Origin of the sequence: Nostoc sp. ChiQUE02 (assembly GCF_034531305.2) — a bacterium.
In the GTDB taxonomy this organism is placed as follows: Bacteria; Cyanobacteriota; Cyanobacteriia; order Cyanobacteriales; family Nostocaceae; genus Nostoc.
Window position 1 is genome coordinate 171,477 of the sequence record NZ_JAVRBN020000001.1, and the last position, 21,451, is coordinate 192,927.

General features: G+C 44.3%; 17 protein-coding genes and 1 tRNA gene. 7 read left to right on the forward strand and 11 right to left on the reverse strand.

Features of this window, described 5'->3' with window-relative positions; translation table 11 throughout:
• Nucleotides 1-91: 91 nt before the first annotated feature.
• The gene (locus RM347_RS00795; RefSeq protein WP_322722168.1) at nt 92-1,297 is read right to left on the reverse strand and encodes a histidine kinase; all 1,206 of its coding nucleotides are present in this window, start codon (nt 1,295-1,297) and stop codon (nt 92-94) included.
• Nucleotides 1,298-1,896: 599 nt separating this feature from the next.
• Here RM347_RS00795 and RM347_RS00800 point away from each other — a divergent pair.
• The 4 genes from RM347_RS00800 to RM347_RS00815 all read left to right on the forward strand — a co-directional run bounded on the left by RM347_RS00800 (nt 1,897) and on the right by RM347_RS00815 (nt 6,902).
• Entirely contained in the window at nt 1,897-2,088 is a 192-nt protein-coding gene (locus RM347_RS00800) for a hypothetical protein (protein WP_322722169.1), read from the forward strand.
• Between the two features lie 964 nt (nt 2,089-3,052).
• Nucleotides 3,053-4,447 (forward strand): S-layer homology domain-containing protein, encoded by a 1,395-nt coding sequence (locus RM347_RS00805; protein ID WP_322722170.1) that lies wholly within the window; start codon nt 3,053-3,055, stop codon nt 4,445-4,447.
• 318 nt (nt 4,448-4,765) lie between these two features.
• Nucleotides 4,766-5,845: an SGNH/GDSL hydrolase family protein gene (locus tag RM347_RS00810; protein WP_322722171.1), complete on the forward strand. Its 1,080-nt coding sequence runs from the start codon at nt 4,766-4,768 to the stop codon at nt 5,843-5,845.
• 13 nt (nt 5,846-5,858) lie between these two features.
• Nucleotides 5,859-6,902 (forward strand): M42 family metallopeptidase, encoded by a 1,044-nt coding sequence (locus tag RM347_RS00815; protein WP_322722454.1) that lies wholly within the window; start codon nt 5,859-5,861, stop codon nt 6,900-6,902.
• 141 nt (nt 6,903-7,043) lie between these two features.
• Here RM347_RS00815 and RM347_RS00820 read toward each other — a convergent pair.
• A tRNA-Thr gene (locus RM347_RS00820) sits at nt 7,044-7,115 on the reverse strand.
• A gap of 33 nt (nt 7,116-7,148) precedes the next feature.
• Between RM347_RS00820 and RM347_RS00825 the strand changes: the two genes are divergently transcribed.
• A complete protein-coding gene (locus tag RM347_RS00825; RefSeq protein WP_322722173.1) occupies nt 7,149-7,442 on the forward strand; it encodes a DUF3493 domain-containing protein in 294 nt (97 codons plus the stop codon).
• Between the two features lie 354 nt (nt 7,443-7,796).
• Here RM347_RS00825 and RM347_RS00830 read toward each other — a convergent pair whose 3' ends face one another.
• Nucleotides 7,797-9,491 carry a DUF1565 domain-containing protein gene (locus tag RM347_RS00830; protein WP_322722175.1) on the reverse strand — a complete coding sequence of 565 codons (1,695 nt, stop codon included), beginning with the start codon at nt 9,489-9,491 and terminating at the stop codon, nt 7,797-7,799.
• A 457-nt stretch (nt 9,492-9,948) separates the two neighbouring features.
• On the opposite strand from RM347_RS00830, the gene RM347_RS00835 reads away from it, so the two are divergent.
• Nucleotides 9,949-10,479, forward strand: coding sequence for an alpha/beta hydrolase (locus RM347_RS00835; RefSeq protein WP_322722176.1), 531 nt, complete (start codon nt 9,949-9,951; stop codon nt 10,477-10,479).
• On the opposite strand, the gene RM347_RS00840 is transcribed toward RM347_RS00835, so the two are convergent.
• The 7 genes from RM347_RS00840 to RM347_RS00870 all read right to left on the reverse strand — a co-directional run bounded on the left by RM347_RS00840 (nt 10,476) and on the right by RM347_RS00870 (nt 19,304).
• Nucleotides 10,476-10,673, reverse strand: coding sequence for a hypothetical protein (locus RM347_RS00840; protein WP_322660560.1), 198 nt, complete (start codon nt 10,671-10,673; stop codon nt 10,476-10,478). The two genes, RM347_RS00835 and RM347_RS00840, sit on opposite strands and share 4 nt — an antisense overlap.
• Nucleotides 10,674-10,886: 213 nt before the next feature.
• Nucleotides 10,887-11,507: a low-complexity tail membrane protein gene (locus RM347_RS00845; protein WP_322722177.1), complete on the reverse strand. Its 621-nt coding sequence runs from the start codon at nt 11,505-11,507 to the stop codon at nt 10,887-10,889.
• Between the two features lie 105 nt (nt 11,508-11,612).
• Nucleotides 11,613-14,768, reverse strand: a complete 3,156-nt coding sequence (infB, locus tag RM347_RS00850; protein ID WP_322722178.1) for a translation initiation factor IF-2 — start codon at nt 14,766-14,768, stop codon at nt 11,613-11,615.
• Between the two features lie 481 nt (nt 14,769-15,249).
• Nucleotides 15,250-15,519, reverse strand: a complete 270-nt coding sequence (locus RM347_RS00855; protein ID WP_322722179.1) for a YlxR family protein — start codon at nt 15,517-15,519, stop codon at nt 15,250-15,252.
• 148 nt (nt 15,520-15,667) lie between these two features.
• Entirely contained in the window at nt 15,668-16,954 is a 1,287-nt protein-coding gene (nusA, locus tag RM347_RS00860; RefSeq protein ID WP_322722181.1) for a transcription termination factor NusA, read from the reverse strand.
• A 210-nt stretch (nt 16,955-17,164) separates the two neighbouring features.
• Nucleotides 17,165-17,626 (reverse strand): ribosome maturation factor RimP, encoded by a 462-nt coding sequence (rimP, locus tag RM347_RS00865; protein ID WP_322722182.1) that lies wholly within the window; start codon nt 17,624-17,626, stop codon nt 17,165-17,167.
• A gap of 229 nt (nt 17,627-17,855) precedes the next feature.
• Nucleotides 17,856-19,304: a hypothetical protein gene (locus RM347_RS00870; RefSeq protein WP_322722183.1), complete on the reverse strand. Its 1,449-nt coding sequence runs from the start codon at nt 19,302-19,304 to the stop codon at nt 17,856-17,858.
• A gap of 468 nt (nt 19,305-19,772) precedes the next feature.
• On the opposite strand from RM347_RS00870, the gene RM347_RS00875 reads away from it, so the two are divergent.
• Entirely contained in the window at nt 19,773-20,486 is a 714-nt protein-coding gene (locus RM347_RS00875) for a peptidoglycan-binding domain-containing protein (RefSeq protein WP_322722184.1), read from the forward strand.
• Between the two features lie 31 nt (nt 20,487-20,517).
• On the opposite strand, the gene RM347_RS00880 is transcribed toward RM347_RS00875, so the two are convergent.
• Nucleotides 20,518-21,411: an SDH family Clp fold serine proteinase gene (locus RM347_RS00880; RefSeq protein ID WP_322722185.1), complete on the reverse strand. Its 894-nt coding sequence runs from the start codon at nt 21,409-21,411 to the stop codon at nt 20,518-20,520.
• Nucleotides 21,412-21,451 lie beyond the last annotated feature (40 nt).

Sequence of the window (21,451 nt, forward strand, 5' to 3'; positions counted from 1 at the left end):
CATAGTCGTAAAGCCTGCGGCATAGCTACGCTTAGGGCGCAGCCTCTCCAAGAGTTGTATTAGTCATTAGTCATTTGTGAATGCCCAATCCCTAAGAAGGATAAACTGGCAGTGTGAAGTGGAACCATGCTCCGTTATTGGGGGCAGAGTCCACCCAAATTTGACCATAATGTGCCAAGATGATGCGTTGGCATAGACAAAGGCCAATGCCATAACCTTCTGTACCTTCATCCCGTTGCAGGCGGAAGTGGTTTTCAAAGATGCGATCGCGATTCTCTACAGGAATACCAGGCCCAGTATCGCCAATACTAAACTGAACTTTTTGGGTAGTGCGGTGCAATCCGGCAACGCTAATCTTGCCACCTTCTGGGGTGTATTTGATGGCATTATCCAACAGATTTATTAGCACTTGGCGGATGCGTTCTGGGTCAGCATATACATAAGGTAGGTCATTGGGAATATCCGTTTCTACCTTTTGGGATTTGGCTGTGTAGCGATCGCCCAATTCTTCCAGTATATCTAAGCACAGGTTACCTAGCTGGACTTTTTGTGGTAAAATTGGAAACTCTGTGTCTTTGCCACGACCTACCTGCAAGAGGTCAGTAATCATCCGATCAATGATCTTAGTTTGATTACGGGCTTGTTTTAATAGATGCGCCGTCAAGGATGGTTTAAGGCGCTGGAATTGGCCTGTCTCTAAATTGTAGTTAGATTGCAGAGTTTCGATCGCGATCGCGGCAGCAGTTAGCGGATTGCGGAGATCGTGTGCCAGCATAGCAATCACCCGGTCTTTAAACTGTAGCTGCTCTTGAAGATTATCTTTTTCCTGTTTCAAGCGAAAAATTTCGTCTGAGAGTCGGATTAGTTCAGCAGAAACAGCAACAGAACGGATAGTGGATTTGGGTGATGTTACCCTAGAATTATCGTCTATACGTTCTTGTAAGTCTTCCTGTAATTTCAAGTAAGCGTCTACAGCGGCTTGCCAGCGAGGCCACCAGTTTTTCAATTGCGCTATGATATTACTCCCAGCCAGAACCTGTTGTGGTTCCGGATGGATTTTGATTAAAGCTGGCGTTGCTACCAATTTAAAATGTTCTGCTAAGTAAGGTTGTTGTCCAACATCGATAGTTTGAAGTTCAAAACTATACTCAGCCTGCAATTCTTTTAAGTAAGCACGTATTCGCTGCACTTGTTGTCGGGACTTTGGACGTCCATCGACAAATAATAGCAGCTGGAGTGGAGCCTCAGAATAAATAGGCTGATCCTGGGAAACTTGCATGTAATCGTATTTCAGCACTGGTAACAACCCGGTGACGCTTTACAGAAAGTAAAATGGACTGACGGTTGTCGATGGTCGTTGTTTTTTCTTCAATTTAATATCTATTTTAGATTTTCATACTCTTATCCGATCTGCGTTTTTGACATTAGACATATCTTTTTAAGCCTTTTGCCCCCTTTTGGTTAACTTCATCTCCAAGAAACACCCTTGCCCTTGAATATAAGTCTTAATTTGCCCTGAATCAAAAATTTTCGCCAGAGCCAGCAGGTGAAAGGTTTAATACTATGTCAAATCGGCTAGTACAGCACCATGTCAATTCGAGTACTCGCTTTGAATAAGCGATCGCCGAACCAAACGCAGATGCTAATTGTATCTAATCTATCAGGAAGCTGTTAACTGTTCAGACCAAGTTTGTAGAGGGTTTTCTCAACCGCCAGTGCATCCGATGAAGTGTCTTTTTTGCCTCTACCCAATCATTAGGTAGGATTGGGTAAACAGCCGTAGCTAAATATGTACTGCCTCTACAAGTTGCAAAGCGAACTCTGTACCCAGCTTTCCTAAAAGAACCCTTTCCCTATCCCAGAATAACCGGGGGATGGGTTGCCTGAGGGAAAGCTTTGGATAACATAGAGGCGATGCCTACGGCGGTAAACTACGCACTTTTAGAGAAAGCACTCACTGCTTTCGAGGCTGCCAAGAAACTCTTGACTACAGCACAAGTAGCACTTTTCCTAGAAAATCAATTTAGAGATACTAAGGAAACTGCTGCGACACTTGACTGCTTTACCTATGACCCCAGTCGCCAATAATAACGAACTTACGCTAAGTTCCTGGAATTGCTTAACACTGGCATTTTCCAGCTATTGCCTTATTCAGCTTACCATCGTTAGATGAATAATTTCTAGAATCGACTGTAAGCCAGTGTTAGCAAACTTGATCTATTCCCCTCCTTGAGTGAGGCTAAGGAGGGCTTTAGTTCTAGTCTATCACTTCAGTTGCTTGGCGTAGGCTTTGCCCGCCGTAGGCATCGCATCAAATTAGTGGATCTGGAAGTAGATTAAAGCTTTTGCTAGCTATGCTATTCTTTGGCGAGTTCTTAATCAGTTATTCGCTCTACCAACTGAATATTTCCAGAACTATCTTAAAAATTGATTCTCAATCTAGTAGTCTGCCACATTAATTTTGATCAGTTCGTGGTGGGTAACTCTAGCCCTCATCTAAGCACTAAAGTGCTTACTACAAACTCCCTTAACCTCTCATAATCGCTGTGGTGGAGTACTAGGGCATGTCATCAATTAAATCTGAAATTGGCTCATGGCAAGGATTTCAGGAGTCTTTGTCACAAAAATACTAACAGACTCAATCCCTTATCTGATAAAGCTTTTGGCTCCTAATTGATGACACGCCCTAACTTAGAACGCCAAAATTACAAAACTTTTATCTAGCAAGCATTCTAGATTTGTTTCTGTTTTTTTTCAAAAATGTTAGTTTGCCAGAATTTTAGGGAATTCTATAAATAAGCATGGGAATTATCAAAACCTAATGGCTGTAAAACGAAGACAATACGGTAGCTTTTGCTACCGTTTACTCATTTTTTGAGATATCATCACCTTTACTAATACGAAAAAGAGCAGGGAAAGAAGCAAGGGGGCAGGGGGCAAGGGGAAGAATACAAAATTACCTCTTTCCCCTCTGCCTCTTCCCAATGCTCCATTCCCATTTAATGAACAGTCTGCGCTAGGGTAGGAATTGAAACTCAATTTGTGATTTCCTGTGCCTCCCTGCAAACGTCCAGCTGTATTTCTAATTTGGACTGTTCTACTCACTTCGTTAACAGCCTGTGCTAACAGTCCAGTCGCCAAAAACCTTGAGCAATCTTTGGCGGCAGATCCGAAACTGCAAAGCAATCCAGTTGTCTTTGGAGAATCTCAGAGTAACCAACCGCAAGCACAGCAAAACGAATCAACAGTTCAGTTACCTGCTGATTTTCCTAAAGATATCCCACTATATTCCAATGCCAAACTACAGGAAGTTACACCTGCTAGCGGCTCAGAGAACAGAGTCTCAACTCGTTGGTTGAGTTCTGACCCCAGCAACTTTATTGCTAGCTTTTATCGCAGCCAGTTTCAAACAAATAACTGGCAGATTTTGCAACAGCCAACAGATGATGCAGGAGGCACTTTTGAGGCACGTCGTAACGATTTGCTGTTGAAGGTTTCTATTCAGCCTCAATCAGTTACTAACGCCACACCCAATCAACCCCAAACAGCCACTGAATTACTGATTGAGTACGTACCGAATAGTACCGCAACAGCACAACCTACCCTAACTACAAGTCCTAACGAAACTACTAACGCCGCTCCTCAACCAGGAGATCCACAGTTCATTGGCCCGGTACCACCTGCAAACTTGACAGCACAGCCACCAAGTACCACTAATAACCAAACAACATCTATAGCCACAGCGGAATCTCAAGCATTCAACGATCTGAACAAGGCACCGCAAGAATGGCGGCAACACATCCAAGACTTAGCTACATTAGGTGTTTTGTCTTTAGAGCCAAAGACAACTAAGAGCAACTCTACTGCCACAACTAACCAGTTTGAACCCGGTAAAATCGTTACACATCGGGAATATGCTCGTTGGCTAATTGCTGCTAACAATGCTATTTACGCCAGCAATCCAGCTAAACAAATTCGTTTGGCATCAGAAACTACTCAACCAGCTTTTAGTGATGTGTCCGCAAAAGACCCTGATTTTCCAGCAATTCAGGGATTAGCTGAGGCTGGGTTAATTCCCAGTCCTTTGTCTGGTGATTCTACAGTAGTTTTGTTTCGTCCTGATGCACCCCTAACGCGGGAACAGTTGCTGCTGTGGAAATTACCTCTAGATACTCGCCAAGCTTTACCCTCTGCTAACTTAGATGCAGTTAAACAAACCTGGGGTTTCCAAGACACTGCGCGAATTGACCCCAAGGCTTTAAGAGCAGTGTTAGCTGATTACCAGAATGGCGAACAATCGAATATTCGGCGGGTATTTGGCTATACGACTCTGTTTCAACCCAAAAAATCAGTAACTCGTGCTGAGGCTGCTACGGCTTTGTGGTATTTCGGCAGTCAGGGAGAGGGTGTGTCGGCTACTGAGGCTTTGAAATTAAAGCGAAATTAAAGGGATGTCTACGAAGAGTTATGCCATTCTGTTGCAGTTAGTTGATCGTTAGCAGAAAAGTGGCTAATGCCCATGCTTTAGCATAGAAAGTTTGCGATTTCTTTGTAATAGGCTTATTTTTTATCAAGAAAATGTAAATCTAAGTATTTTCAGCGTTTTTACCTGTGTTTGATAAATTTTTGAGGCATAGTTAAGTAAAACAACGTAAATGAACTCAATAGACGTACTTAGTTTTGAAGTAAGTCAAAAGACAAGTTGTCAAACTATGCCCTTTGATTACTTTTAAACAAATTAAAAAATACCACGGGTAAAACAAATATGAAAAAACAAGCTTTAGCGGCAGGATTTGTTCTCTTTTCTTTCATGTTGCCACTCAAGGCAAATGCTGCGAGTTTTACCAAGTTTTATGTATTTGGCGATAGTCTTTCTGATACTGGCAATGTTTTCGCTGCTACTGGTGGTTTAGTTGCTCCAACAACAGCCATTCCCCAAGATCCACCCTACTTTCAAGGGCGTTTTTCCAACGATCGGGTGTGGGTAGACTACCTCGGAGATCAGCTAGGATTAAAACCCTCTCCATACATTACTTTAAATCCTACTATTCCCAACCAAGGTATTAACTTTGCTGTCGGTGGTGCTAATTCTGGTCAGGGTAATGCTATTGTTCCTAGTGCGCTGTTACCGGGAGTACTAGAGCAAGTCGGCTTATTGACACAACCGATTCTACAAGCCAATCAGAAGCTTGATCCAAATGCACTTTATGCTGTATCGGGAGGTGCAAATGATTATCTGTTTGGTAAAGCTATCAATCCGGCTCAAACAGTCCAGAATTTATCAGATGCAGTAGGGTTACTTGCCTCATCTGGTGCAAAAAATATTTTAGTCTTTAACTTGCCTGATTTGGGCAAGATTCCATTTGCATTTGCTACAGGTCTATCTAGCAACTTGACTGGTTTGACAATTGACCATAACAAGAGATTAGCAGAGGAATTAGACAAATTTAGCAACAACTCGGATTTGAATCTAACGTCTGTGGATGTGTTCTCCCTATTTAATCAAATAGAAGCAAATCCAGGAAAATTTGGGTTTCAAAATGTGACTACCCCTTGCGTAGTCGGGAATTTACAGACAACCATCAGTGTATGCCCTCAACCAAAGGATTATTTATTCTTTGACTCCGTGCATCCAACAACAGGCGTTCATAAGTTAGTTGCAGATGCTGCACTGGCGGCGATTGAGGCTAAGTCTGTTCCTGAACCTGCGATAAACTTGGGGATTTTAGCTCTCGGTGCTTTTGGTGCGGTAGGAGTGCTGAAGCGTCAACAAAAAAGATTAGCGCTTGGAGCAACAGGTCGGGTTGTTGATGCACAATTGTCTCATACAACAGTTGAAAACTAAACTAACTGTATTGATGTGGGATTACGATCGCTTATTTCAAATTATTGAAGAATTAGTTATGCACCATTCCCCTAGTGGTGCAGAAGCTGAGATTAACCAATTGTTGATGAAACGATTTGCGGCGCTGGGTGTGGAAGTCTGGTGCGATCGCGCCGATAATATTATTGCCAAGATTCCAGGGAAAAATCCAGACCGAGCAATTGCTATTACTGCTCATAAAGACGAAATTGGCGCAATTGTCAAGAGTCTCGGTGATGAAGGTCGTGTGGAAGTCCGCAAACTTGGCGGTTCTTTCCCGTGGGTTTACGGCGAAGGCGTTGTCGATTTAATCGGAGATAACAAAACCATTAGCGGCATTCTCAGCTTTGGTTCCCGCCATGTTTCTCACGAATCGCCCCAGAAAGTGCAACAGGAAGATACTACTGTTAAGTGGGAAAATGCCTGGATTGAAACCAAGCTGACATCTGCTGAATTAGAAGCAGTTGGCATTCGACCTGGAACTAGAATGGTGATTGGCAAGCATCGCAAGCGTCCAATTCGGTTAAAAGATCATATTGCCGGTTACACCTTAGATAACAAAGCTTCTGTTGCCATTTTGCTAGCTTTGGCTGAAAACGTGAAACAGCCAGCTGTTGATGTTTATTTAGTGGCGTCAGCAAAAGAAGAAGTGGGGGCGATTGGGGCGCTATTTTTCACTCAAAATCAGCGTTTAGATGCCTTGATTGCTTTAGAAATTTGTCCCTTATCTGAGGAATATCCTGTTAAAGATGGGGAAAATCCTGTACTTTTATCTCAAGATGCTTATGGGATATATGATGAGGGGCTAAATGGACAACTGCGCCATAGTGCCAAGCAGTTAGATATGCCAGTGCAGTTAACAACTTTGAGCGGATTTGGTAGTGATGCCTCGATTGCTATGAAATTTGGCCATGTTGGGCGTGCTGCTTGTTTGGCATTTCCTACCCAAAATACACATGGCTATGAAATTGCTCATCTAGGAGCGATCGCTAATTGTATCAGTTTGTTAAAAGCTTTCTGCGAAACTGAGTTTGAGTGAAGGTTAAAAACTCATTCACTTGGCGAAAGAGAATGTATAAATTGAAGTGCGTAGTTTGCCGTCGTAGGGATTATTTTTACAAGCATTTTGCTAAATGCTTGATTTGTGTCAAACTTGACTATTGAGCAATACTTTTATCAAAGCCGATGATGGGATTTGAACCCACGGCCTGCTGATTACGAATCAGCTGCTCTACCACTGAGCCACATCGGCGTACACAATCTAAAAGTATAGCATGATTTAATCATGGTAGATCAAAATCCTAAAAATCGCCTTAATCCTGAACAGTATGCCAGCCTCAAAGCAGAAATAGCCGCTCCTTATCGTGGCTTACGACAATTTTTCTACATTGCTTTCGGTGCTTCTGGTTCACTCGGTGCATTTGTCTTTTTCTTCCAAGTGCTTGCCGGACGCGATGTTGAGAGTGCTTTGCCTAGTTTAGCTCTCCAAGTCGGAATTGTTGCCTTAATGGTCTTCCTCTGGCGCTGGGAACAGCGTCGGCAACGACGCCCCCAATCGGCTAAAAATCCTAATTCCTGAAGGGAGAAATTTTAGCTATTCAATTGTTTACTGCTTTCGTTTTATATATCTTTAATATTCCTCAAATTTATTAATGCTTTTATGAAGTTTAAAATATCAAGAAATAAAAAATAAAAAAATTATTAGGAAATCCCAAAAAGCAAAAATTACTGAGAAACTAGAAATCGTTGAAACGGGGTCAGCCAATATAAAGACCCTGACCATAAAACCAATCACATTCAAATGGGGTCAGTTATATTTAAAGACCCCAAATTTTATGTTTAAAAAATCCGAAAACTAATAAAGCTCACATCAATTGGAAGCGCCAGACTGATAATTTGTTAGTCTGGCGCTTCCAATTTGCTAACTTGGCATTTACTGAACTGTTACCAAATAGGATGAAGGAATTGGTTGAGCACGTCCAGCATTGACGAGTGCCTGGTAAACAAAGGCAGCAACTTCGGCTCTAGTCGCCTGACGATTAGGATTGAGTTGCTTTGTTGTGGGATAGTTGATCACTAATTGCCGTGCAGTTGCAGCAGCAACAGGAGCGATCGCATAATTAGGAATCTGGGCAGCATCAGTGTAAAAGGAAAGGACATTCTGATTATTTGCAGTTAAGCCCAAACCATTAGCTAAAGCGACTAACGCCTGCACTCTCGGAATTTGCTGCTGTGGCTTAAAAGTGCCATCGGGATAACCAGAAACAAATTGACTCTGGTAAGCAGATTGAATTGCAGCATAAGCCCAGAAATTGCTTGCTACATCCTTAAATTTAATTGCTGCGCGTTTGGTTGGTGGTGTTAGGGCTTTAGTGACAATAGTGGCGAATTGAGCGCGGGTTACAGGTTCATTGGGTTTAAAGCTGCCATCAGGAAAGCCAGCAATAATATTTTGGGAGGCTAAAGCTTCGATGTAGGTTTTTGCCCAGTAATTTGCTGGCACATCCTTAAAGGCAACGGGCCCTCCAGGTGGTACGTCAACGGTTGCGGCAACGAAATCTACTGAGCCGAAAATCTTTTTCTGATCGATATCGTTGCCAACAGCGACAATTTTACTGGTTTTAGTGGCGTTGTTCACATCATAACGAGTGTTATTGCGGATAAGATTGCCACCAGGATTTTCGTTGGTGCCAAGGTCGGGTGAAGCGTTGACGGTCGCGACTACTCCATCCCGCTTATTGTTTTGAATAACATTCTTACGCAATACGGGCTTCGCTGACTCTGAGATAAAAAGACCGTCTTGGTTTTCGACGATTTGATTTTCCACAACTAGGGGTGTGGAAGTGCCACCGATCGCTAGACCAAAACCAGTATCCTGAAATAAGTTACTCCGAATTTCTCCTTGGGCAGCTCTAGCAACTGAAATCCCATTGCCTTTGTTTTGCACAAAGAGATTACCTTCGATTTTGGGATTGCCTGTACCTGTGACAAAAACACCCTCTCTGACACTGTTAGTAAAAGTACTGTTTTTGATAATGGGATTAGTTGACTCCACCCACACAGCCGTACCGCGGCTATTTGGGTTAGTGACGGTGACACCAGTGATGGTCGTATCTTGCTCGGCAAGGATGGTAATGTCCTGTCTGGCAAAGGTGCGACTCGTGTAGAAACCTCCACCTGTAATCAATATTGCCTGACCTTTAGTAGCTTCATCACCCCGCAGTGTCACTCCTGGTTTAAGCAAGAGTGGGAAGGTTTCGCCACTTTCCTGGTTATAGTTTCCAGGTGCTAATTGAATAACTGCACCTGGTTGGGCTTGACTGAGAGCGAAACTGATGCTTTTGTAGGGTGCAGTTGAGGTTGCACCACCACCAGCACTATCTGCACCTGTTGCGGGATTAACGTAAATTACTGCGGCTGTTGCAGGAGCTTGCGCTGTGAGAGTTGGGGCAATGCCTGCTGGGTGATTAGCACCAGCATTAACTTCACTCGGTAGTAGTATTGACCCACCGGAGACAACTAATAAAGCCGTTAGTCCGGCTCCGACGCGCAAAGTATATCTAAGATGACTACTAGAAAAAAGGCGAAAATTTTTCGCTGGAGAAATGTGAAAACCCCGATATTTCATTTTTTCCGTCTGTGATGTGCTGAATTACGGTATGTCGAACAAGGTTGAAGGTAGCAGCTTTATAGCTACTGTAAAACCCATGCAAAACTATACTGGATGATTAGCACTGATTCAGCTAAATTCCTTAGATAGATCACAGAACTTATACATTAGTTATATTGTGTTATTCAGAAAATTCGACTAGTACACTGTAGCGGAAGTTTGCCTACCTTTAACCTGTTGCTCAAGCTTCTTGTCTAGTTCATTGAGATGGTAGCTGGATTTTTGCGGTGCTGTACTAGGGACGTTCAAGATGAGTCCATGTCTATCGACAAGTCTCTCGCTGTCTTGTCTAAGTGCTCATCCTGCCTTTGCTACTGAATGATTTATTTTTTGGTATTCCCTCAAGCCAGATGCCGCAACTAATTCTGCTGGAATATCATCACAGGAAAAGCAAACCTATTGGAAATTCGGAGAAATGCGTTTTAATTTTTTGGGTTGCGCCTTAGTTTCAGTAGGCAGTACCTGTCTTCTACTTTTGTCCACTCCTGCCTTTGCTGCGGAACAAGTAGTGCTGAAGTATGGTATCTTCCGTGAATCACTTTCTGTAGAGGAACTTTCCACCTTTGCCCAAACAGGTGAACTCTCACGTTCACTAAGAGTTAATTTAGCTTTAGCCCGACAAGACCCCAAAGCCGTTCGTCAGTATTTAACGGAGCCAGTGAAGGTAAACCCTGTATTTTTAGATAAAGTGCTAAATAGCCAGATTGGTAATATTATTTTGGATCAAATTAGTCAAGTTATTTCTACACCGTCTCGGAGAGCAGATCGGCAGGCTTTAAGAGCCGCTTTGGTACTTTCTGCGAGTCAAGACGGGCAAGTGTCGCTGATTGAAATTATTAAGAATTATCCCACAAATGAAGTAGAAGTTGATGGCGATCGCTTGGAAAGTGCATACCGTCAACTTCGTCGCTTGCAAACAAGCTTACAAGATTTATTTGGTGTTTAGTAAGCTAAAGTTTCTAAAGTTTCCCTTAAATACCGTTGTACCTGATGTTCCAAGCGAATTCCCTCTAATTGAGCATCGCGTTCTAGTTGCCAGCGCTGAAAACCGGAACTAGTGGAGATCGCGCATTTGAGGCTATACCAAATTTCAGTATCAGCAGAAAATTGGCGATCGCTAGAAGCTGGAATTTGAGCCATAGTTTCTCATTCCTTTGTTTTAACTTCAACGGTAAATTAGGATGGGGCACTTGTACTGAGCAAAGTTGTTGGCGTGGTCACGTAGCTCTGTCGAAGTGCAGCCTCTCGTAGAGAAGTATTGGGCATTGGTTATTAATTATTTCCTCTGCTCCCCTTCCTCCCCTGATGCTTATTTCTAGCCTCTTAAAGTAAATAATATTACTTTGAGGGCTACTAAGAATCTGTATTAATCCTAAACAAAGATTGCAACAACCGGGGCACCATTTGATTAACCCGCACCCCTAAAATTGTGAAATCCTGCTTAATCTTTTCTAAAGATAATGGCTCTATGCCAGCGAATTCTGTGTCATTAGTCACTAAAACTCGCATTACACTCACAGGTATTTGTAAAAATAGATTGCTGCCCAAAAACGCTAATCCCGCAAGCAATAGTGCAACGCTACGCCATTGTGGGAGAAATTTAGCTGAATTTGCTACTAATGGGGCAATTTGGTAAAGCTGCCACAGCACCCAAACCGACAATACTGCTGCGACTAATGCCAGGATCCGATTTAACTTTGTATTAATTAAACAGAGAATTTTTCGCTGCCGCTCAGTCAGATTTTCTGGCTTTAGGGCTATTCCTAAAAGAGCAAATATATAAAAAGGGCGACGTAACTGCATCCATAGCAGGGGGAGAATACCAATGGCAGCAACTAAAAATAGCTCCATCCACACTGGTAAAAACGGCTCGCCTACAGACAAAAACAATAAGCAGAGGACTAAAAAAACAGGCAACGTCGCTAATCCTGCGACGTGAATCCACAAAATAGGTTCAGAGCGAAATGAATGCATATTATAAAAAGTTATGAGTTATGAGTTAGGAGTTAGGAATTAGCAGCTTTTAACTCCTAACTCCTAATTTACCACTCCTAACTTCTAACCATCTTACCCTCAACACTATCTCGTTAAGGTGAGAGTGCGGCGCTTCGTAACCATTTGATAGGCTTCGATGATGTCACCTTCAACCCAATCATTGAATTTATCCATGCCGACACCGCATTCATAACCGGCGTTGACCTCACGAGCATCTTCTTTCATCCGTTTTAGGGAGTCAAGGACGCCTTCATAGATCACCTTACCGCCGCGTCGCACCCTGACTTTGCAGTTGCGAACTAGCTTGCCAGATTGAACGTAGCAACCAGCAACCGCACCACGACCGACTGGAAAGACGGCACGGACTTCGGTTTGACCCAAGGGTTCTTCCACCAACTCTGGTTCCAAAAGACCTTCCAAGGCATCTTGGATATCTTCTAGGAGTTTGTAGATCACGTTGTATTCCCGAACATCTACACCCGCTTCATCGGCGGCTTGTCTAGCGCCACTCGCAAAGGTGGTGTTGAAACCAATAATTACAGCGTTACTGGCAGCTGCTAAGTCGATATCTGTCTCGGTGATTTCCCCAGCAGTAGCCAACAGCATCCGAATTTGGACTTCGTTTTGGGGGATTTGCTTGAGCGCTCCCACAATGGCTTCTACAGAACCTTGTACGTCTCCTTTCAAGATCAAGTTGAGTTCTTTCAACTCGCCTTCTTGTGCTTGAGCCGACAGCGTTGTCAGGGTAACACGACCTTGTAAGAGGCGGGATAGGCGTTGTCTGTCTGCGCGATCGCTAGCGAGTGCTCTGGCTTCTTTCTCGTTTTGGAAGACCTCGAACTCGTCGCCTGCTGCTGGCACATCACTTAAACCTAGTACCTCGACAGCAAAGGAAGGAGAAGCAATGTCTACTCTCTTGCCTCTGTCATCCACCATCGCCCGGACTTTACCGAAAGCCGAGCCAGCTACCAAGATATCTCCCACATGCAAGGTGCCATTCTGAATTAGCAGGGTAGCAACTGCTCCCTTGGCTTTATCCAGATGTGCTTCAATGACAGTTCCTTTGGCGGTACGATCTGGGTTGGCAGATAGTTCTGCAACCTCTGCTACTAAGAGAATCATCTCTAAGAGCGTATCCAGGTTTTCACCTCTAATCGCGCTCACGGGAACCATGATCGTCTCACCACCCCAGTCTTCTGAGGTCAGACCATACTGGGTGAGTTCTTGTTTAACGCGTTCTGGCTGTGCCCCTTCTTTGTCAATTTTGTTGATTGCAACAACAATTGGCACTCCCGCTGCTTGGGCGTGGCTAATGGCTTCAATGGTTTGGGGACGGACACCATCATCAGCAGCCACTACCAACACAGCAATGTCTGTTACCCGCGCTCCTCGTGCCCGCATAGCTGTAAAGGCTTCGTGACCAGGAGTATCCAGGAAGACTATCTGTTGCGGTTTGCCCTCGTGTACTACATCCACATGGTATGCACCAATGTGTTGAGTGATCCCGCCAGCTTCGCCAGCAGCCACTTTTGTTTTGCGGATTGAGTCGAGCAGGGTTGTTTTACCGTGGTCTACGTGACCCATAATTGTCACGACTGGCGGACGGCGGTGGAGATATTCTAGGTCTTCTGCGCCGACCATTTCCGTAACTTTCCGAGCTTCTGCTTCTCGCTCGGCGGTTTCGACTTCTATTTCTAGTTCTTTTCCTACCAGGGTAATTGTGGGAATATCCAGATTTTGGGTGATACTCACCGCCATGCCTTTGAGGAACAGGATTTTAACAATCTCTGTATCGGGAACGGCTAAAACGTCAGCCAGTTCTTGCACAGTCAACGGGCCTGTGATCGTGACCTTTTCGGGACGGTCACGTTTTGTATCGGCTTCTTGTTGGCGACGGTTCTGGTGATGGTCGCGGCTGGAACCAGACTTGGAACCAGACTTTCTACTTCCTCTAGCAGTTGGGGCGCTAGCAAGGGTTGCGGCTGGCATCTGTACAGGTCGAGTCGCTTTCGGTTTGGGAGGACGAGCAATGGAAAGGCTGACTTGGACGGTGGCAGGTGAGTCGAGATCGTCATCATCGAGCAAATCTTCTTCAAACTCATCATCAAGTATTGGCTTGATCCGCTTGCCTTTGACGCCAGCTTTAGCCTTCTCTTTAACTTCGTCAATTATTTCCTCTTCTACCCACTTTTTCCCACCTTTGGTCGGGCGAGGCGGACTTGGGCGTTTCAAATCGAGGAGATCGGGTGCGACTGGTTCATCACCCAACCCTTGAGATTTGCCGGCTATTCCTGACATTTGTCTGGGTGGAGTAGCGATCGGCATTGCGGCTGCTACAGCTTCACCTGGACGTGCTGGTCTGGGCCGTTGCCCTTCTCCTAGTTGTGATGGTGCAGATGGTCTATTGCCCCTCTGCTCTGGTCTGGTGGGTGAAGGGGTGGGACGACTTGTTCTTTGTGGTGCACCTTGTGGGGACTGGTCAGTTGGTAGTTTAGCAACTCTCGGCTTAATTTGATCGCGATCGCCTTCCACGGGTCGTAGCCGTTGATCGCGTTTGAGGATCGGTTTATCTGCCTGAGAGACTGGCTCATCTGCCACCTGGGCTTCTTCCGCCGCAGGTCTGGCTGGAGGGGCAACTAGTTGTGGTTTTTGAGGTTTTTCCGATTTCGGTCTGGGTGGAACTATTTTTTCCGGTTTTTGGGATGCTATTTTTTCCGACGCCTGATTTGGATTAGGCGTTTGTTCCAAGTCAGCGATCGGAGGTTGTTCTTGAGTCTCAGATTGAGTCCGGGGTACAGGTCGAGTTGGTACCGTCGGCTTCATGGGTGAGACTGGTGTCGCGAAAGGCCGTGGAGGAGAGGGAGGATTAGCTTCAGACAAGGCAGCTTGGGTATTGGTAGCAAGTGACGCCTCGGAGGCGTTGGAAGTAGTATTTCTCAATATTTTGGGTTTGCGTATTTCCAAAATTTGCTGTTTGTGGGGTGCAGCAGGTCGGTTACGTCCGCCGTTCGGTGGTGAATTTGGCTTATGGCTGGTTGTACCTAGTTCCTTTTTGGCTGACACATTCGTAGCTGCAAGCTTTTCTGCTGCGGCCCGGATGTTTTCTGCCTCGGATTCTGAAATCGTGCTGCTATGACTTTTGACCGTGATACTGAGCTGGCTGCAAATTGCTAGTAGCTCTTTGTTATCCAAATTCAATTCCTTTGATAATTCATAGATTCTAACTTTGCCGTTGGTCATCCACTCTTCCCCTTTAATTTACAGTTTTAGCGGATGGTTGCCTGGTTTGCGACATCTCCATCCTTGGATTACTGTTTTTAGACTGCCGTTCAGTTTTTGCCGGTGCCTCCAATCAGGAAAGAGAGATGTTTCGGTTTAATAAAGGCATCCCCACCAGGAATGATGGTTAAGGGACACCCATAAAAATTTTTTAAATAAAAGATTTTTATAGGAACCCTGGACGCCGAACTGCGCCTGAGCGCTACCAGGTTGCCATTTTGTACTTTCTTGTTTTGTTGATTCTGAGTCTTCCACAACACAATTGATTACATCTTGTTCTGGGATTGTTGCCTCGCCCCTCTTGTTATTGGAGAGCCGAATGCCTTTTACACCCATTTACTATTTTGGCACTAACCTTAACGATCAACACAGGGTGTGATGAAAGCGCGACTTCGGCTTTCGACACAATTCTTCTGGTGATTACGTCACAAAGTTGTTCCAACTAAATTTGGTTTTGGGTATTATTGGGGGCTAGACGTTGCGACAAGCTTTGGTACAGTGTTTCTGGCACTGATGCATGTAGCGATCGCCCTAGTCGATTTTTTTTTTGAGCCGCTTGTAGGCAACTCGTTTCCGGACAAATATAGGCGGAACGCCCCATGCCCTGATCTAATTGTACCTTTCCCGATGGAAAGACGCGGACAATCCGCCAAAACTCATCTTTTGAGCCTACTTTACGGCAACTAATACAGCGCCGATAATTTGGTTTCATCGGTTCTCTGCAATCTCAGTCCAGGATTTTGGATGTAAAAAGAAGTTTATTATTACTATTTTTTACTTATACCAAGTAGCTTTTGAGAAAATAATCCTTGAGACTGAAACTACAATCTACAGTATCAAAACTTTACAAAATTAATCAATTACTCGTCATCGTTATTGTCAAAACTATCCTCCTCTTCTAATTCCTCCTGATTTTCATCCTCTAATTCTTCCTCAAAGTCCAGATCATCTTCCTCTGATTCCTCTGATTGATATTTTGTTCTTACAGCTGTAAATTTGGCATCCTCTCCCGCATAGTCATACTTAGCTTTGTCTTTGATGTCAATTTTCCAACCAGTCAGACGGGCTGCCAAACGGACATTTTGTCCTTCTTTCCCAATGGCCAAACTCAGTTGATCTTCAGCGACGAGTACGTGAGTTTGCCGGGATTCAGGATCCATAAGGCGTACTTCATCTACCCGTGCTGGACTTAAGGCATTGGCTATGTATGTTGCTGGGTCTGGCGACCAGCGAATTACATCTATTTTTTCACCGCGTAATTCGTTGACTACCACTTGAATTCGCGATCCCCTGGCTCCAATACAAGCGCCAACTGGGTCTACATCGCGATCAAGAGTATCTACTGCTATTTTAGTCCGGGGGCCGACATAACGGGAGGGTGGGTTTGCCTCCCTAGCTACGGCAACAATCCGTACCACTTCATCTTCAATTTCTGGGACTTCGTTGGCAAACAGATAAACTACCAAACCAGCATCAGCACGAGATACAAGCAACTGTGGCCCTCGTTGCTGACCTTGGGAGACTTTTTTGAGGTATACCTTAAAGGTGGCATTTGCCCGATAATTATCGTTGGGCAACTGTTCCCGCTTCGGTAATTCGGCTTCCACTTCTGGCTGACCAAAGCCGCTGCTAACTGCCAAAACCACCGATTGCCGCTCAAACCGCAGGACTCTTGCTTGCAGCACAGTTCCTTCTAAATCTTGGAATTCTTCTTGCACCATCTGGCGCTGTTGATCCCGTAATTTTTGTGCAAGTACCTGCTTGGTTTGCATCGCCGCCATCCGACCAAATTCTCCTTGATCGGGAGTAACATCCAGCACTACAGAGTCCCCTAACTGCGCTTCGGGAGCTACTTGTTGAACTTCGTCTAGGGAAATTTGGTGGTCTGTGTTATTGACTTCTTCGACAATGGTTTTGGTGGAAAGAACGCGAAATCCTTCTCCTTCAATATCGAGTTCTACTTCAAAATTCTCAAAATAATCTTCATCAAACTGTTTGCGCTCTAAATTTTGGGCACGACGATAACGTTCGTATCCTTTGAGCAGTGCTTCTCTAATAGCTGATTGAACCGCAAGCCGGGGTAAATTCCGCTCGCGACTTATACTTTCAATTAATTCTTTTAATCCAGGTAAAGTAACCATTGACATAAGCAATCTCCTTTAAAAATTAGGGAGTGGGGACTGGGAGCTAGGGACTGGAGACTGGGGACTGAAAACTACGCATTAGAGCCAGGGATTAGAGAATAGCTTTACACTAATCCCTAACCTCTAGCCCTTAACCTTTAGCCCTTAGTTCCTAATCTCTAGCCATGAGCTAAGGTGCTCTAGTCTCTAACTCCTGAGCCATAGCCCTTGTGTTTATCGGTGCTCGTCTAGCTGCACCTTAGTAATTAGGGAGCGAGGAATTTCGACTACACGACCTTTTTGGTTTAAGTAAAGTGCTGTCTCATCCCGGCGAATCAACTGACCAGTCCACTCTTGTTGTCCGTCGTAGGGTGGCGAAGTGGAGATGATGACAGGAAATCCTTTAAAGGAAATAAACTCCCTGTCAGTGACCAGTTGCCGCGAAATACCAGGACTAGACACTTCCAAGACATAGGCATCTGGAACGATTTCCGCAGCATCTAAGGAGGCTTCTAAAGCACGGCTCATCCTTTCACAATCGTTCAAACCGGTGTCTTGCTGAGGATTGCGAATGTCTACCCGCAACACTGGTGGACTTTGGTTGGTGTGAAAAACCACGCCAACCACTTCCAATCCCAGTTCTTCTGCCACTGGTGTCGCCAAATCAATAATTTGTGGAACTAAAGGATGAGCCATGAGAGAATTCAATAAAAAAAGTGGGCTTCGACCCACTTCCTGCGATAGGTATATCTTCCAAGAAGTCTTGTGACGAACCAATGATGATTCGCCTAATTCGAGTTTAGCGCATTTCTTGGATAGTCAATAGGCATTGGGCATTGGGAAGAGGCAGAGGGGTAGGGAGCAGAGAGCAAAGGGGAAAGAGGTAATTTTGTATTCTCTCCCTTGCCCCCTGCTCCCCTACTTCTTACCCTTCCCGTATTTCTGGGAGAGTACTGCCTTTATCCACTACTGCTGGAACTGATACTTGTGTTCGTAGCTGCCTGGTTTGCTCGATGATTTGGTCTATGTCTTCTTGGGACAAACGCTGGACGTAGTTGATTTTGATTTCCTCTAAGAAGTCAAAAAGTAAACTCTGAATTTCTGAAAGTACGTGTTTTTCCTTTATTTCCGCTCCCAAGGCGTCGCTGAAGCTTTGTACGAGTTGACTGGTGAGTTTTGCACCAACAGGGTCTTCAACAGCACTAACTAAAGTTTTGTAAAGATTAGTTGTGATTTGAGTCGCCATTTGTTCACTTAATTGGCTTTGGGCTTGTCCCACGCCAGGGAGGTTCTGGAGGTTGCGGTAGACGGGAACTTGATGAAAAACGGTTTCAATGTTGTGGCGCAAAATGGCAACGATCGCAGGTTGGATTTCGGGTAGCACTTGGTAGACAATTGTTTTTACCAAAAGACCTGCGATCGCTTCCACCTCATTCACATTATTAATATCTATGTAGGGGCGTAAATTTTCTTTTTGTGAGAGCCAGCGCGTTAACTCACCCCGCTCAATTGAAGCCTGAACCTGATTAATTACCCTCACCACTACAACTTCTGTGAGTTCTTCGGCAAAGTTGGCAACAATTCCCTGATGAATTTGCCGCCGCACTGGATGGAGATCCAATAACTGCGCTCGGTCGAGGCGGACTAATACAGGTAGAATTCTCAACCACCGCCAAAATGGCACTACTAAAAAAAGGTCGTACCAACGCCACAATAGCGCTTCAAACCAGCTTAAACCAGGATGTTGGCGTCTGATCGAGTAGGTACGCCCCAGCAACTCTACGCCAAATAAAATCACAAAAGGTAAGTCAATAATCCAGAAATTATCAACAAAGTCGCCACTTTCCCCGATTTGGCGGTAGTAGTTAGAGGCAATCAAAGGGCGGATGCTCTCGTTAAAAAAATTAATTTCTTGAAGCCAGCCATTTTGTGATAAGTATGGTTGACTCCAAAAAGTAGCAAAGGACTGTTTTGCAGATTCATTACCGATGCGATCGCGCATCCGCTTTTTGATTTTTTCCAGAGTCCCACTCTTATTCACTCCCGCAAACGGGTTACTGTCAATCATCTCGCTGCTAAGACGACTTATTTGTATTAGCCTGCTATTTACCTGAGGCGACTGTAACCCAGTTTGGCTAACTTGTTTTTCTAATGCGTCTACTGTTTCTAGATAATTTTTTGTGTCTCGATGACTTTCAATACCTTTTATTGGGTCATAAATCTCAATAATTTGGGGAAGTTTTCGCAAGTAAAAATCCCGCCAAGGTACGTAACTTAAATTAAACAAAACTAAACCTAAATTTACGGTGGCAGCAATTGCCATAAATCTTTCAAACCAAAGATTACGTTGTTTAGAAGATTTTATACTTTTCATTTTTTGTTATAAATTATACATTAAGTGGATAGTTGGTTATAAGCTCTTTCATTTATTGATTTTCGGCTATTTCCCACCAATTACAGCAATTTGCAGTTGATTAGACCACAGTAGAGGCACACAGATGTGCGTTGTAATTTAGTAGACTTCTTGCAAAAGTTCCTTTTGCAAGAGGTAGGGGAAAGGGGAAAGGGAAAATTCCATCCCTTTCCCCCACTTCTGCAAGAAGTCTAGTGTTCAAGGGGTGTATTCGATTCAAATGATAATCGCTAGCTCTCTGCTAATACAAGATACTTCTTTTGATGGATGACACAAACCAATTTGTGTCATTTTAGTTAAATTTAATAAAAATAATTCATAAATTATTCAAAAATCATTAAATAATCGCGAAAAAAGTTATTAAACAAACTTAAAATGCAGCTGTTAAAGTTTATAATCCTGCTGATTTAATCCAAAGGAGTTTTAAGTATGTGGTGTGGGTTTGGAAAATCAAGCGCGACCTTTGCTGTTACCTGCCTGATAACTGCTAGTTTGGTAATTGCAGACACAGGTTTCGCGGCCCGTCAACGTAGCTATACGCCAGAGCAATTCCGTGCTGTGTTGCGGGGGTTAGGCTATAACGTCAAGGTAACAAATACTGCTTTGACGGATGAGGAAACTAAAAAGGCAATTCGTGAATTTCAGACAGGTTATAAGCTAAAACCAGTTGATGGAATAGCAGGGCCAAAAACCCAAGATTTTGCTGCTAACATCGTTCAAATTCTGCACACAAATTTGAATGCAGTGGTAAAGCCAAATCCTCCCCTCCCGCGCGATCATTTTTATGGTTCCCGCACGGAAGCAGTGGTAAAGGAGTATCAAAAGAAATATCAGTTACAGGAAACTGGAATTGCTAATTTAGCACTCCGCCAAAAGCTAAATGAAGAAGCAAAGACAGTCTTCAGTCAGCCCACAGCGAAACCAACGGCTACACCGACAGCGAAACCGACGGTTAAACCCACAGCGAAACCAACGGCAAAACCAACAGCTACACCGACAGCTACACCAACAGCTACACCGACAGCTACACCGACAGCTACACCAACAGCTACACCAACAGCTACACCGACAGCTACACCAACAGCTACACCAACAGCTACACCAACAGCTACACCAACAGCTACACCAACAGCTACACCCTAGTCGCCACAAAAAACTCCTACCCCAAAGCCCCTCAAGTCATCTGATTTGGTTCTTCTAAGGGTCGGCCTTTGGGTGTAGGTAAAATTGGACGGCGGTCATTGTAAGGCATCGGAATGTACTGCACGCTGGGTCGCCCTCCTTGTGGCTGTGGGTACAAATCCATGAGATTATAAATAGAATGGGGCAGTCCGACGGTTACGGGCAGCCCCATTTCTGTCGCTTCCTCAACAGTGATCGGATAGTCGTGGGTGACGCGCCCAGTTGTCAAGGCTTCGATAATCGATTCGATATTTTCTGGCAGAACTTTTTGTTTGGGTATACTGTCTTTAAGCAGAGTCCGCACAAACCGCTGTACTTGCTGAATTGCTTTGCGTGAAAGATCGGCCATAATTAAAGTCTGGTCATCAATCTCACCGATGGGTTTATCTTCAACTACTTTTAGGATACTAGCTGCTGGGTAGTTACCCAATTGGGGATCAACTGGCCCCAAGACAGCGTTAGCATCCATAATAATTTCATCAGAGGCGAGGGCAAGCATTGTACCGCCACTCATGGCATAGTGGGGTACAAAAACTGTAACTTTTGCCTGGTGGCGAATTAATGCTCTGGCGATTTGTTCCGTAGCCAAAACCAAACCCCCAGGAGTATGCAAAATTAAGTCAATCGGCACATCTGGGGGTGTGAGGCGAATTGCTCGCAATATTTGTTCTGAGTCTTCGATAGTAATGTAGCGAGACAAGGGAATTCCTAGTAAGCTAATGGACTCTTGGCGGTGAATTAGCAAAATCACCCGACTTTTGCGTTCCTGCTGGAATTCTTGTAAAGCACGCAAGCGCCGATATTCTATTTGACGTTTTTGCCAAAGGGGTTGCAAAGAAGTCAGAAGGAGGAAAATCCAGAAGAAATCACCAATACCAAAGCCCATAAAATTTATTGTTCAAAAATAACGGTTGCCGTCATTATTG